Consider the following 12,952-nt stretch of genomic DNA (forward strand, 5'->3'; position numbering starts at 1 on the left):
AAATGGCTGGCATTTATTGGCTCGCTGCTGGCTATCAAAAAGTCAATTTATTGAGCTAGTTCAAGCTTCTCGAGCTGGTGGTTGGCACTTAAACTTAGCCCGTCTGGCTCGATTTTTAGTACGCTCATCTGTTGGTACCAGTCGCCCAATACTACGCGGTATTTGGTTTGGCCTTGAGCTTGCCCAAGTGAATGGATTTTGGGACGGTGAGTATGGCCGTGAATCATGTAATCAATGGGGTAATCGGCAAAACGTTGTTCAACGGCTTGTTGATTGACATCCATGATCCCTAACGATTTGCTGGTATTGGCTTGTTTGCTTTTGCTACGGATCTTATTGGCTATTCGCTGACGAACAAATAAGGGAAGCAATAGAAATAGTTTTCTTAGCCAGCGCTTTTGGGTAACCGCACGGTATTCTTGATAACCTACATCGTCGGTACATAAGGTATCGCCATGTAAGATCAGTACTTTTTTACCATAGAGCTCGACGAGTTCTTCTTCTTCTAGTAGTTGCATGCCACAACGCTTGGCATAGGCTTTACCTACCATGAAGTCACGGTTGCCGTGAATGAAATAACAGGCCACGCCGGAATCGGTGAGGATTTTTATGGCTTGTTCAACTTGCTTGGCTACCGCAGTTTTGTCGTCGTCACCAATCCAAAACTCAAATAGATCACCTAATATATAGAGCGCATCGGCCTGGCTGGCCTGTTGTTGCATGAAATCAAGAAAAGCCCGAATAATATCGGGCCTGTCTTCACTGAGGTGCAGATCAGAGATGAAGTAAGTGGGCACTAGGGTTTATTCCGTAATGCTCACAGAGTTAATCACCACTTCTTCTAAGGGTACGTCAGCATGAACATAACCAAAGTTGCCAGTGTCTACACCTTTAATTTTGTTCACTACATCCATGCCTTCAACAACTTCACCAAAGACACAGTAGCCCCAACCTTCAGTGGTTTCGGTTTTAAAGTCTAAAAATGTATTGTCGTTAACGTTAATGAAAAACTGCGCAGATGCTGAATGAGGATCCATGGTGCGCGCCATGGCTAGCGTACCGGTTTTATTCGATAAACCGTTATTGGCTTCATTTTTGATTGGCGCTTTGGTGGATTTTTCTTCCATGCCAGATTTAAAACCGCCACCTTGAATCATGAAGCCGTCAATCACGCGGTGAAAGATAGTATTGTCGTAAAAGCCTTCTTTGGCGTAAGCCAAGAAGTTTGCCGCTGTTTCTGGCGCTTCTTCAGTATTGAGTTTAACCACGATATCGCCAAAGTTTGTATGTAAAGTAAGCATTTTTTCACCCTTTTTTGCTAAGTGCATCGATTCTAAACGTTCCCATGCACACTGACTAGTCAGCAAGCTTAATTCGGCTGTTTTTCCTTTACGGCAGTGGTAGAATAGCCGACTTTAGCTCCCCCCTAGTAAATGGAACAGGAAACCAATTAGATGTTGCAGATATACAATACCTTAACCCGCAAGAAACAAGCGTTTAAGCCTTTAGTGGAAGGTAAGGTGGGAATGTATGTGTGTGGAGTCACCATTTACGATTATTGTCATATTGGTCATGCGCGAACCTTCGTGGCTTTTGATACTGTTGCTCGCTACCTGCGCTGGTCGGGCTATGAGCTGACCTTCGTGCGTAATATTACCGACGTAGACGATAAAATCATTAAGCGTGCAGCGGAAAACGGCGAAAGCTGTGAAGCGCTAACCGAGCGCTTTACTGCAGCCATGCACGCAGATTTCGATGCCTTGAATATGCTACGTCCCGATATCGAGCCGCGTGTGACTACCCATATGCCAGAAATCATTCAAATTATTGAGAAGCTGATTGCCAATGGACACGCTTATGTAGCAGATAGCGGCGATGTTTTGTTTGAAGTCAGCAGTTTTGCTGATTATGGCAAGTTAAGCCTGCAAAATTTAGAGATGCTGCAGGCGGGAGCGCGCGTTGAAGTGGAAGAAGAAAAACGTAATCCATTGGATTTCGTGTTGTGGAAAAGTGCTAAGCCCGGTGAGCCTATGTGGGACTCGCCATGGGGTAAAGGCCGTCCAGGTTGGCATATCGAGTGTTCGGCGATGAATATGAAGCACCTAGGAGAGGTGTTTGACATCCATGGCGGGGGTTCTGACTTAGCTTTCCCGCACCACGAGAACGAGATTGCTCAGTCTTGCTGTGCCCATAAAACCAATTACGTAAATTATTGGATGCACTCGGGCATGGTTCAGGTGAACAAAGAAAAAATGTCTAAATCTTTAGGTAACTTCTTTACCATTAAAGATGTGCTAGAAGTTTATGACCCTGAAACGGTGCGTTATTTCTTATTGTCGGGGCATTACCGTAGTCAGCTAAATTACTCGGAAGAAAACTTGAAACAATCGCGAGCTGCTTTGGAACGTTTATATACGGCCTTGCGTGGAGTTGAGTTGGTTCCGATTGATGAGCAACTAGCAAGCGCCTATCGAGAACCTTTCAAAGCGGCAATGGATGATGATTTTAACACGCCTGAAGCGCTACCTGTGCTGTTTGAACTGGCTAAAGAGCTTAATCGTGTCAAAGATAGTGACACTCAGCAGGCCGGACAATTGGCTAGCTTAATGTTAGAGCTGGGTGGGGTATTAGGTATTCTTGCTCAAGACGTGGAGAGTTTCCTGCAAGGTGAGCATGATAGTGAAACCGCCGAGATCGAGGCCTTAATTGCCGCTCGCAATCAAGCGCGTGCCGATAAAGACTGGGCTGCTGCCGATGTAGCTCGAGATAGATTGAGCCAAATGGGTATAGTGCTGGAAGATGGTGCTGGTGGTACCACATGGCGTAAAGCTTAGCGTTTAAGGTTCATTTGAAAGCAGCTTCGGCTGCTTTTTTTGTAGCTGATATTTTTCTAATAAGTCGAGGTATTGCTCACTCTTAGTTACTTTGTCTAAGGCAGCTCTAAAGCGTTTTAAATAAGCCGCATCGCTGCCTTGGCTGAATGCATAGCAGCCCTGCAAGTTTCCCAGTTTATAAACTATTTCAAATTGTTCCACGTTATAGCCCATTGAGTTGGCGGTATTCATAATGGCCTCAGGCTCAGAGGGAATCGCATCCACTCGTCCGCGAACTAACAATTGCAGCGCTTTATCTAATTGGTCTGTGGTGATGATACGGCTGTCTTTGATGCCCTTGCTAAGCAATAGTTGTTCACCAACGCCAGCTTTCATCGCGGCAAATTTTAGTGGGCTGTTCGGTGTTAAATGGCTGACTTGTAGCTTCCGCGAGTTTAAGGCAATTAATTGAATATTAGAGCTAGTAATTGGGCAGGCCCATTCAAATAAATGTTCTCTTCTTGGGCTACGTATGGTCAAAAATAACACCATATTAGGGCGATGTTGTAGCAGGTAATAGGCCTCGCTCCATGTTTTTACTTGAATGCTTTGAGCCGGTTCGCCCATCGTCTGCCAAACCAGTTTTAATAGCTCTACAGAAATGCCAGTGAGGTGACCATCTTCTAAGTAATTAAAAGGGCGTAGATTTTCTGTTACAAAGCTCATATTCTCTGCTCGGGGGAAGCAGGGCAAAGTGAGTAAAGCGAGCAGTAGATAACGGTGCAACATTGAGTAGCCTTGATGACGTTCTATTGTTTAAGCTAGCTTAATTTTGGCTACGTTGCAGAGAAACAGGCGAATACTAAAGACAGTATTCGCCAAATTTCTTATTGGTCGTGAAACTCTTCGCAGGCTTCTAGGGTGTTCTGAATGAGGGTAGCCACGGTCATAGGTCCAACGCCGCCGGGGACAGGGGTGATATAAGCCGCATGTTGACGAGCAACTTCATATTCAACATCGCCAGCAAGTTTACCGTTATCGAGGCGGTTAATCCCTACATCTATCACCATTGCGCCAGGTTTAATCCACTCACCAGGAATAAATTGTGGTTTGCCTACTGCCACAATCACTAAATCTGCGCGGCGTACATGGGCTTCTAAGTCTTTAGTAAAGCGGTGGCAAGTTGTAGTGGTGCAGCCTGCTAGCAATAGTTCTAAAGTCATGGGGCGTCCCACGATGTTTGAAGCGCCAACTACCACAGCTTCTAAGCCATAAGGGCTCACACCCGTTGACTCGATTAAGGTCATAATGCCCTTGGGAGTACAAGGGCGCAGTGCTGGAATTCGTTGGGCCAAACGACCGATGTTATAAGGGTGAAAACCATCAACATCTTTATCGGGCTGAATGCGTTCAATAACTTTGGTTTCGTCTATACCTTCAGGCAGCGGTAGTTGCACCAAAATGCCGTCAATCAATGGATCGGCATTGAGTTTATCAATTTCAGCCAAGAGCGTTTGTTCATCGGTATCTTCGTCTAAGTCGATAGACTTAGAAACGAACCCCACAGCCTCACAAACGCGGCGTTTACTGCCAACATAAACTTGTGATGCGGGATTATTCCCAACTAAAATCACGGCTAAACCTGGAGCACGTTTCCCTTCAGCAATTCTTTGCTTTACTCGCTCAGCGACCTGTTCTTGAACTTGCTGGGCTATTTTTTTTCCATCAATAATTTGTGCAGACATTGATTCTTCTTTAACTAGTGATTGACGAGGCTAGAGCGGGCTATTTTCGCATGATAGACGAATAAATGTCAGATTTTTTTGAAGTGAAATTCGACAATCTGGTGATGTTTGTAACTAAAGGCGGTAGTTATTGGTAAAAATGGATAGCCTGCCGCGGCAGGCTAAGGTTTGTATTACGCGGCGACCCACAGTAGTACTGCAATAATTTGTGGCGAGAGGATCCGCAAGCACATCACTAAGGGATAAACGGTGGCGTAGGCTAAGGCCGACGCACCATTGGTGGCGTGAATGGAGTTAGCAAAGGCCAGTGCTGGTGGATCGGTCATCGAGCCGGCCATTAAACCACATAGGCTTAAATAATTAACTTTGAAAATATAGCGTCCAACAATACCAATCACTAATAAAGGAATTAGAGTGATAAAGGCGCCATAAAACATCCAGCTAAGTCCGTCTCCATCAAACAAGGTTTCAATAAAATTGGCGCCAGAGTTAATGCCTACCACGGCTAAAAACAACACAATGCCTAATTCGCGTAGCGCTAAGTTGGCACTGGGGGGCATAAACCAATATAGGCGACCGATGCTACCAATTCGCGCTAAGATAATCGCCACAATTAAGGGGCCGCCAGCTAGCCCAAGTTTTAATGGGGCGGGTAGGCTTGGAATGGCTAAAGGTAAAGAGCCGAGTAGCACCCCTAAGCCGATACCAATGAAAATGGGTAACATTTGTACGTGTTGCAGCTTACTGCGCAGGTTGCCAAGGCTTTTGGCCACTTTGTCGATGTCTTCGCTTGGGCCGACGATGTTGAGAATATCACCAAATTGCAGAATGGTATCTTTGTTGGCAATAAGCTCTACCCCGGCGCGGTTTAAGCGAGAAACAACCACATCAAAGTTACGTTTTAAATCCAGCTCACTTAGCTTTTTACCTAATATGCGCTCTTCTGTAACGACTATTCGTTCACTGCGCAATTGTGTTCCTTTAGTAGAAAGAGATGCGTTAACTTCTTTACCTATAATTAAGGTAGCTTGCTCCAACTTGATTTTATTGGGGCCAACTAAGTGTAGGTAGTCGCCAAGTTGCATTTGCATATCAGGAGTGGGAACTTTCAATTCGCCGTTGCTTTTAATTCGAGAGCAGATGACTTCATCGCCAATTAATTTGCTAAGTTCAGCGAAGGCCAGTCCTTTGAGGTTGGGGTTTTCAATAATAACGTTGATATCTTGTAAGCGCTGTTTCTTCTTCCCCTTCGCGTTATCAAACTTGGTGGCTTCATCATCCACGTTAATACGAAATATAAAACGAATGATCCACATGCTTAGTAAAATACCAAGAATGCCAAAAGGGTAGGCCATCGCATAACCCAAACCTAGCACCGAGGTTTGGTCAATGCTCATACCCAGCTCTTGTAAGATTTGCTGTCCGGCTGCCAGCGAGGGCGTATTGGTTACCGCGCCACTATAAATGCCCAAAAACACATTTAGAGGAAGATCGAAAGCGTAATGCAGTACCACGGCGGTGACGCCACCAAGAAATACGATACCTACGGCCAGCAGGTTAAGTTTCAAACCACTGGCTTTCAGTGAGGCAAAAAAACCAGGACCAACTTGAATACCAATGGTGTAGACGAAGAGAATAAGCCCAAACTCTTTGATGAAGTGTAAGGCATGAGGGTCGAGGTGCCAGCCAAAGAGTTTGATGAAGTGCCCAATAAACAGGCCTCCAAACAACACGCCTCCAATACCTAAACCAACGCCGCGAATTTTGAGACCACCAAACCATAGCCCGATTACAGCTACTGCTGCTAAGGCTAATATGGATAATGCTACATCGCTCATAAGAATCCTTTCTATATTGAAAAATGAAGATAATTTAACAAACTAAAACAAGCCTACTACTTTAGTATTACTATACTTTTGATTTGGATTAACAAACACTTGGGCTTTATGAAGATGTTTGCAAACTTATGATCTACTAAACAGTTTGTTGCGTAATTATGCCTATTGGCGATTAATGAAAGAGTTTGTTTGGGGGGTAATTGCTGATTTTTGCAGCAGACCATTGTCGAAAAGTCAGCAATTTGTTTACGCTGTGAGCAATTGGAAAATATCATTAAAAAACTGTTTGACGCTGACCTGCCAAGTGGGTAGTATTCGCCTCCGTTGAAGGGCACAAGGTTGTCGTTGAACAGTGATGAATAACGTAGCTTGATAGCGTATCATCTCAGCGCAAATTTGCGCTTGACCAAGTTAGGCTTGGTAATATCAAGAGCATCGGTGATTAGCGCAGCTTGGTAGCGCATCTGGTTTGGGACCAGAGGGTCGGGAGTTCGAATCTCTCATCACCGACCAAATTTTAAGTTTAGTATTTATACTGAACTATTTGACGCTAAAGATGCGCCCTTAGCTCATCTGGATAGAGCAACGGCCTTCTAAGCCGTAGGTAGTAGGTTCGAGTCCTACAGGGTGCGCCAAATACATGCTCTATGTAGCATAAAAGTTTGTGGTGGGTATAGCTCAGTTGGTAGAGCCCCGGATTGTGATTCCGGTTGTCGTGGGTTCAAATCCCATTACTCACCCCATTATTCGACTCCATTGCCCTAGCAATGTAGCGAAAAAAGTTTGCGGAAGTGGCGGAATTGGTAGACGCGCTAGATTTAGGTTCTAGTATCGCAAGGTGTGAGAGTTCAAGTCTCTCCTTCCGCACCATTATTGGTGTAAGCGTGGGTAGCGCTTTAAAAATACCTCATAGTTTCGGTGATTAGCGCAGCTTGGTAGCGCATCTGGTTTGGGACCAGAGGGTCGGGAGTTCGAATCTCTCATCACCGACCACTATAAAAAGCCTCGTCAGTAATGACGGGGCTTTTTTTTATTTGCGTGCTTAAGCTAGTTACTGCCGCTTAGCCTGCGGTTTGCAGAGTTGATAACATTCAATAAGCTAACAGCTAACACTTACTCATTTGTTGCGCGGTGGTGTATTAACGTCAGCGGCTTAGGTGTATCTAAGATAACAAGCGTCATCGCTAACATTGCCGCTAGCATTTCTGTCATAGTTCAAATAGGTGAAGTTGATACCTTGTTCTTCTACTGCAGTGCTGTCGTCTATATTAATGCGCTTGGTAAAGTCAGCATTATCTAAATAACGCCATTTTAAGCTTAGCTCTGGGCTATCGAGATTAAACTCCTCAAAAGTACCATTTGGGTCGATGTCTACATCAATAAGTTCTTCGCGCTCAGGAATAGGGCGAGACACGTAACCGGGTATATAGAACTTTAAGGTTAATAAATCCTTGGCTGCTTTAACGCTGACACTAATTTGCTCGATGCTTTGGCTTCTCACATCGCTTGAGAGCGCTAACAAATTGGGTGCAGCAGTGACGGCCAGTAAAGCTAAAATGATGATAACAACTGCCAGCTAGACTAATGTAAAACCTTGATTTTCATCGTTCTTTATTTCAATTTCTTTATGGCCGCGGAGTATAGAATTTTGTGTTTCCGGCCTCGCTTAGATTTTATCAAGCTAGTTCTGAATGGGCTGGCTTTTGCCCTCTTTCGCGACAAAATGAAGCATCTAAGTATGCTTAACAGCAAATATTTACTCTATATCGGCGATTATCTGGTGATCAGTCTCGACCTTGGCTAAATCCATGGCTATAATGCGGCGTTTTGAAATTATGGGCCCTTAATCAAGGACAGCTGTTTGCTAAGGCAATCCGCTAATTCCCATTGTTTACGTAAGTAAATTGTCAGCAGGGTGCTGACTATAGCCGAGGTAATAAAATGCAGGTTTCAGTAGAAACAACTCAGGGCTTGGAGCGTCGTGTTACGATTTCGATTGACGCTGCACAAATCGAACAGCAAATTGATCAAGCGCTAAAGCAAGAATCACGTCGTGCCCGCATCGACGGTTTTCGCCCTGGTAAAGTGCCAGTAAGCGTGATTAAAAAGCGTTACGGCGCGGCTATTCGTCAAGATGTGACAGGCCAAGCGATGCAGCGTTCATTCTACGAAGCAATCATTCAAGAGAAATTGAACCCAGCTGGTGCTCCAGCACTTCAACCTGGTGAAACTAAAGATGGTGAGTTCAGTTTCAGCGCAACTTTTGAAGTTTTCCCTGAAGTAGAAGTAGCTGGTTTAGACGCTATTGAAGTAGAGAAAAAAGTTGCCACAGTTAGCGATAAAGATGTTGATAACATGATCGACACTTTACGTAAGCAACAAGCTACTTGGAAAGAAACCAAGGGCATGATCAAAAACGAATTCCGCGTTAACTTAGACTTCTTAGGTAAGATTGACGGTGAAGAGTTTGAAGGCGGCAAAGCAGAAGGTTTTGACCTAGCTATGGGTGCTGGTCGTATGATCCCTGGTTTTGAAGACGGTATTCTAGGTAAGAAAGCGGGTGAAGAGTTCACCATTGAAGTGAACTTCCCTGAAGACTACCACGCTGAACACCTAAAAGGTAAAGCTGCTACGTTTGATATTAAAATCAACAAAGTTGAGAAGCCTGAACTTGCTGAAGTAAACGAAGAGTTTGTAAAACTTTTCGGTATTGAGTCTGGTGAGCTAGACGCGCTTAAAGCTGAAATCCGTAAAAATATGGAGCGTGAGCTAGAGCAAACCTTAAAAGCCGGCGTTAAAGAACAAGTGCTTGCGGGTTTATTAGAGCAAAACCAAATTGATGTTCCTGCGGCCTTAGTTTCTCAAGAAATTGAGCAACTACGTAAGCAAGCAATGCAACGTTTTGGTGAAAATGCTCAAAACGCTCCTGCACTTCCTGATGAATTATTCACCGAGCAAGCAGAGCGTCGTGTACGTACTGGTCTATTACTAGGTGAGTTAATTAAAGTTAATGAACTTAAAGCTGATGATGAGAAAGTAAATGCACACATTGCTTCTTTTGCTTCAGCTTACGAAGATCCAAGTGAAGTGCTTGAGTATTACGCTAAAAACGAAGAGTTAATGAATAACGTTCGCAACGTGGTACTTGAAGAGCAAGCGATTGAGTTTGTTCTTGATAAAGCAAAAGTAACTGAAAAAGAAGTGGCTTTTGATGAAATTATGAACAAGCAAGGGGTAAACTAAGTTCTAATTTGACTTAGCTACCTTTTTCTCGCATATAATGGCTCGTATGTAACTCATACGAGCCATTTTTTTTAAGGAAGAGCGCATCAATGTCTAAAGAAGTAAATCAGTCAGCATTCGATCCCATGGCGGCTTTGGTGCCAATGGTTATTGAGCAAACCTCTAAAGGGGAGCGCTCTTATGATATCTACTCTCGCTTGTTAAAAGACCGAGTCATCTTTTTAACTGGCCAAGTTGAAGACCATATGGCAAACCTAGTGGTTGCTCAGTTGTTGTTTCTTGAGTCAGAAAATCCTGAAAAAGATATTTTCATTTATATTAATTCACCCGGTGGTTCGATTAGTGCCGGCATGGCGATTTACGACACCATGCAATTTATTAAGCCACAAATTAGCACTGTTTGTATGGGTATGGCCGCCAGCATGGGAGCCTTCTTATTAGCGGGTGGTGCTAAAGGCAAGCGTTATTGCTTACCTAATGCAAAGGTGATGATTCACCAACCTCTAGGTGGTTACCAAGGTCAGGCTTCTGATATTGAGATCCATGCAAATGAAATAATTAAAACAAAACGTCGTATGAACGAGTTGTTGGCCGAGCATACTGGACAAAGTTTTGATACTATCGCTAGAGACACTGATCGCGATAACTATATGACAGCAGAACAAGCTAAAGAATATGGTATCGTCGACGATATCTTTGCGCGTCGTGCATAACACTTTTTATGGCACGGTCTGTACGGATAGAGCATAGAGAGAATAGCATTCTGGGCAGTTTGTTTTACACTGTAAGAAGAGCTTAAGATTGCTACAAAGTTTGAGGTTAGCGAATGACAGATAAGCGCAAGGGTGATGGAGATAACAGTAAGCTGTTGTATTGCTCCTTCTGCGGTAAAAGCCAGCATGAAGTGAGAAAGCTGATTGCCGGTCCCTCCGTCTATATTTGTGACGAATGTGTGGAGTTATGTAACGACATCATTCGAGAAGAAATAAAAGAAATATCGCCAAACAAAAAAGAAGGCAATGCCTTACCGGTTCCTAAAGAAATTAGAGAACACTTAGACGATTATGTGATTGGCCAAGACCACGCTAAGAAAGTATTGGCGGTAGCGGTATACAATCACTATAAACGTTTACGTAATGGTGATGTTGCTGACGGTATTGAGTTGGGCAAGAGTAACATTCTGCTAATCGGCCCTACCGGTAGCGGTAAAACTTTACTGGCAGAAACTTTAGCTCGCCTGCTTGATGTGCCGTTTACCATGGCCGATGCTACCACCCTAACCGAAGCCGGTTATGTGGGTGAAGATGTAGAAAACATCATTCAGAAATTGCTTCAAAAATGTGATTACGACGTTGAGAAAGCGCAGCGTGGTATTGTTTACATTGATGAAATCGACAAGATTTCTCGTAAATCTGATAACCCTTCAATTACTCGAGATGTATCGGGTGAAGGTGTACAGCAGGCCTTATTGAAGCTGATTGAAGGTACCGTTGCCTCGGTTCCTCCTCAAGGTGGCCGTAAGCATCCGCAACAGGAGTTTTTGCAGGTTGATACCTCTAAAATCTTGTTCATCTGTGGTGGCGCATTTGCTGGCTTAGATAAGGTGATTGAGCAACGTGCCACAACCGGTACCGGTATCGGTTTTGGTGCCGAGGTGAAAGGTGAAGCCGATAAGAGTACTTTGAGCGAAACCTTCTCTAAAGTTGAGCCTGAAGACTTGGTTAAGTACGGTTTAATTCCAGAGTTTATTGGTCGTTTGCCGGTGGTAGCGACGCTAACTGAGCTGGATGAAGACGCACTTATTCAAATTTTGAGTGAGCCTAAAAATGCCCTTACCAAGCAGTATGGAGCCTTGTTTAAGCTTGAAGATGTTGAGTTAGAGTTCCGTGAAGATGCGCTGCGCGCTATTGCTCATAAGGCGATGGAGCGTAAAACTGGCGCCCGTGGTTTGCGCTCTATCGTAGAAGCGGTATTGCTCGATACTATGTACGAGTTACCTTCTATCGACAACATCAGTAAAGTGGTGATTGATCAAACCGTCATTCAAGGCGAAAGTGATCCTATCATGATTTACACTAGCGAAGATAAAGCGGCCAGCGCCGATTAATTAGTCGCTGGTTTAACGATAAAAAGCCAGTCTTTTGACTGGCTTTTTTGTGTCTGTTCGGCGAACAAAATTAAAACTATTGGTTATTCATCGTCTTTAGGGCTTTGATGTTGGTAGGCCCGTTGGCTTAAGACTTGGTTTTGGGTATTGTCTTTCAGTTTCACTTTATAGTGTAAGCCGGCCTTGGCTAACATGTGAGCGGCGATGGGTGCGGTAATTAGTAAAAACACCGAGATTAATAGCTCTTTTAAGGTGAGGTGACCTAAGTCGAAGCTGAAGTAAATCATCGAGGCAATTAGGATACAACCCACGCCTAAGGTACTGGCTTTGGTAGGGGCGTGCAGACGCGTAAAAAAATCAGGAAACTTAGCGAGTCCAATAGAGCCAATCAACATCACAATTGCTCCCAATACCAAAAATAGACTCACTATTAGTTCAACTAAACCGGACATTATGATTCCTTACTCAATTATATCGCCGCGTAATAGGTACTTACAAAAGGCCGCAGTGCTAACAAAACCTAACAGGGCAATCAGTAAGGCGCTTTCGTAATAGCTCTCAGAGCCCTGATACAGGCCTAATAGAATGATTAAAGCGATACTGTTGATATACATGGTATCCACCGCAATGATTCTGTCAGGCGCGCTTGGTCCAACAATTAAGCGCCAAGTGTTTAAGGCCAAAGCACAACATAACAAGGCGCTGGCAAATACAATGGCATAACTTAGCATTGAAAAATCTCCTTAAGCGGGGCTTCATAACGTTGTTTGATTTGAGTTATCAAGGCTTGTTCATCGTCCATGTGTAGAACATGAACATACAGCCATCGTTTATCATCCGATAGCTCCACACTGCAGGTACCGGGAGTAAGAGATACACTGCTGGTGAAAATGGTTAGAGGTAGTGGTTCTGTAATGTTGATAGGCACGGCAATAAAGGCCGGCTTGAGATTACGATTAGGCTGTAAAACCCGTATTGCCACATCAAAGTTCGAGATAATGATGTCGTATAACAGGCGGCTGGTGTAAAGCAGCACTTTTAGTGGGCTTTTCGCTATAGCTTCTTTTTCAGATAAGGGAGCTACAATCCAAGGAATGACTACCGCCAGTACTGCGCCTAGTAGCATTTGTCCGTGGCTGAAATCGTGTAAAATCAACCACACTATCCACAGTAATAAACTGTGGTAGGGGTAGGAAACCATTGGAA

The 12,952-nt window shown here is 44.1% G+C and carries 13 protein-coding genes and 5 tRNA genes; 9 read left to right on the forward strand and 9 right to left on the reverse strand.

Annotation, left to right across the window (positions count from 1 at the left end; translation table 11 throughout):
• Positions 1-47: 47 nt before the first annotated feature.
• Both lpxH and AR383_RS00160 read right to left on the reverse strand, forming a co-directional pair.
• Positions 48-797, reverse strand: coding sequence for a UDP-2,3-diacylglucosamine diphosphatase (lpxH, locus tag AR383_RS00155; RefSeq protein WP_055731294.1), 750 nt, complete (start codon positions 795-797; stop codon positions 48-50).
• Positions 798-803: 6 nt separating this feature from the next.
• Positions 804-1,301, reverse strand: a complete 498-nt coding sequence (locus AR383_RS00160) for a peptidylprolyl isomerase (protein WP_055734926.1) — start codon at positions 1,299-1,301, stop codon at positions 804-806.
• A gap of 153 nt (positions 1,302-1,454) precedes the next feature.
• On the opposite strand from AR383_RS00160, the gene cysS reads away from it, so the two are divergent.
• The gene (gene cysS, locus AR383_RS00165; protein WP_055731295.1) at positions 1,455-2,834 is read left to right on the forward strand and encodes a cysteine--tRNA ligase; all 1,380 of its coding nucleotides are present in this window, start codon (positions 1,455-1,457) and stop codon (positions 2,832-2,834) included.
• Between the two features lie 3 nt (positions 2,835-2,837).
• Here cysS and AR383_RS00170 read toward each other — a convergent pair whose 3' ends face one another.
• The 3 genes from AR383_RS00170 to AR383_RS00180 all read right to left on the reverse strand — a co-directional run bounded on the left by AR383_RS00170 (position 2,838) and on the right by AR383_RS00180 (position 6,396).
• The gene (locus AR383_RS00170) at positions 2,838-3,539 is read right to left on the reverse strand and encodes a substrate-binding periplasmic protein (RefSeq protein WP_055731296.1); all 702 of its coding nucleotides are present in this window, start codon (positions 3,537-3,539) and stop codon (positions 2,838-2,840) included.
• 161 nt (positions 3,540-3,700) lie between these two features.
• Positions 3,701-4,558, reverse strand: a complete 858-nt coding sequence (gene folD / locus AR383_RS00175) for a bifunctional methylenetetrahydrofolate dehydrogenase/methenyltetrahydrofolate cyclohydrolase FolD (protein WP_055731297.1) — start codon at positions 4,556-4,558, stop codon at positions 3,701-3,703.
• Between the two features lie 173 nt (positions 4,559-4,731).
• Positions 4,732-6,396 carry a putative transporter gene (locus AR383_RS00180; protein ID WP_055731298.1) on the reverse strand — a complete coding sequence of 555 codons (1,665 nt, stop codon included), beginning with the start codon at positions 6,394-6,396 and terminating at the stop codon, positions 4,732-4,734.
• 436 nt (positions 6,397-6,832) lie between these two features.
• Between AR383_RS00180 and AR383_RS00185 the strand changes: the two genes are divergently transcribed.
• The 5 genes from AR383_RS00185 (at position 6,833) to AR383_RS00205 (ending at position 7,389) form a co-directional block, all read left to right on the forward strand.
• Positions 6,833-6,909: transfer RNA gene (locus AR383_RS00185), tRNA-Pro, on the forward strand.
• Positions 6,910-6,954: 45 nt separating this feature from the next.
• Positions 6,955-7,031: transfer RNA gene (locus AR383_RS00190), tRNA-Arg, on the forward strand.
• Positions 7,032-7,063: 32 nt separating this feature from the next.
• A tRNA-His gene (locus AR383_RS00195) sits at positions 7,064-7,139 on the forward strand.
• 42 nt (positions 7,140-7,181) lie between these two features.
• Positions 7,182-7,266, forward strand: a tRNA-Leu gene (locus tag AR383_RS00200).
• A 46-nt stretch (positions 7,267-7,312) separates the two neighbouring features.
• Positions 7,313-7,389: transfer RNA gene (locus AR383_RS00205), tRNA-Pro, on the forward strand.
• 160 nt (positions 7,390-7,549) lie between these two features.
• Here the strand turns inward: AR383_RS00205 and AR383_RS00210 are convergent.
• Complete coding sequence (locus AR383_RS00210; protein WP_083481439.1) at positions 7,550-7,918, reverse strand: hypothetical protein; 369 nt, start codon at positions 7,916-7,918, stop codon at positions 7,550-7,552.
• 419 nt (positions 7,919-8,337) lie between these two features.
• On the opposite strand from AR383_RS00210, the gene tig reads away from it, so the two are divergent.
• From tig to clpX, 3 genes are all read left to right on the forward strand, one after another.
• Complete coding sequence (gene tig / locus AR383_RS00215; protein WP_055731299.1) at positions 8,338-9,639, forward strand: trigger factor; 1,302 nt, start codon at positions 8,338-8,340, stop codon at positions 9,637-9,639.
• An 89-nt stretch (positions 9,640-9,728) separates the two neighbouring features.
• Positions 9,729-10,352 (forward strand): ATP-dependent Clp endopeptidase proteolytic subunit ClpP, encoded by a 624-nt coding sequence (gene clpP / locus AR383_RS00220; RefSeq protein WP_055731300.1) that lies wholly within the window; start codon positions 9,729-9,731, stop codon positions 10,350-10,352.
• A gap of 113 nt (positions 10,353-10,465) precedes the next feature.
• Entirely contained in the window at positions 10,466-11,746 is a 1,281-nt protein-coding gene (gene clpX / locus AR383_RS00225) for an ATP-dependent protease ATP-binding subunit ClpX (RefSeq protein WP_055731301.1), read from the forward strand.
• An 83-nt stretch (positions 11,747-11,829) separates the two neighbouring features.
• On the opposite strand, the gene AR383_RS00230 is transcribed toward clpX, so the two are convergent.
• Genes AR383_RS00230 through AR383_RS00240 form a run of 3 tightly spaced genes read right to left on the reverse strand, consistent with a single transcriptional unit; the run spans position 11,830 to position 12,947 of the window.
• The gene (locus AR383_RS00230) at positions 11,830-12,198 is read right to left on the reverse strand and encodes a Na+/H+ antiporter subunit G (RefSeq protein ID WP_055731302.1); all 369 of its coding nucleotides are present in this window, start codon (positions 12,196-12,198) and stop codon (positions 11,830-11,832) included.
• 9 nt (positions 12,199-12,207) lie between these two features.
• A complete protein-coding gene (locus tag AR383_RS00235) occupies positions 12,208-12,477 on the reverse strand; it encodes a K+/H+ antiporter subunit F (protein ID WP_055731303.1) in 270 nt (89 codons plus the stop codon).
• Entirely contained in the window at positions 12,471-12,947 is a 477-nt protein-coding gene (locus tag AR383_RS00240) for a Na+/H+ antiporter subunit E (protein WP_157051608.1), read from the reverse strand. Before AR383_RS00240 ends, AR383_RS00235 begins: the two co-directional genes overlap by 7 nt.
• Positions 12,948-12,952 lie beyond the last annotated feature (5 nt).

Source organism: Agarivorans gilvus, from assembly GCF_001420915.1.
GTDB classification, from domain to species: domain Bacteria; phylum Pseudomonadota; class Gammaproteobacteria; order Enterobacterales; family Celerinatantimonadaceae; genus Agarivorans; species Agarivorans gilvus.

Coding starts and splice junctions, on each gene's coding strand:
- AR383_RS00230 (WP_055731302.1), bottom strand. CDS start 12,198: ATGTCCGGTTTAGTTGAACTAATAGTGAGTCTATTTTTGGTATTGGGA.
- AR383_RS00160 (WP_055734926.1), bottom strand. CDS start 1,301: ATGCTTACTTTACATACAAACTTTGGCGATATCGTGGTTAAACTCAAT.
- AR383_RS00235 (WP_055731303.1), bottom strand. CDS start 12,477: ATGCTAAGTTATGCCATTGTATTTGCCAGCGCCTTGTTATGTTGTGCT.
- AR383_RS00180 (WP_055731298.1), bottom strand. CDS start 6,396: ATGAGCGATGTAGCATTATCCATATTAGCCTTAGCAGCAGTAGCTGTA.
- clpP (WP_055731300.1), top strand. CDS start 9,729: ATGTCTAAAGAAGTAAATCAGTCAGCATTCGATCCCATGGCGGCTTTG.
- tig (WP_055731299.1), top strand. CDS start 8,338: ATGCAGGTTTCAGTAGAAACAACTCAGGGCTTGGAGCGTCGTGTTACG.
- AR383_RS00170 (WP_055731296.1), bottom strand. CDS start 3,539: ATGAGCTTTGTAACAGAAAATCTACGCCCTTTTAATTACTTAGAAGAT.
- AR383_RS00240 (WP_157051608.1), bottom strand. CDS start 12,947: ATGGTTTCCTACCCCTACCACAGTTTATTACTGTGGATAGTGTGGTTG.
- cysS (WP_055731295.1), top strand. CDS start 1,455: ATGTTGCAGATATACAATACCTTAACCCGCAAGAAACAAGCGTTTAAG.
- clpX (WP_055731301.1), top strand. CDS start 10,466: ATGACAGATAAGCGCAAGGGTGATGGAGATAACAGTAAGCTGTTGTAT.
- folD (WP_055731297.1), bottom strand. CDS start 4,558: ATGTCTGCACAAATTATTGATGGAAAAAAAATAGCCCAGCAAGTTCAA.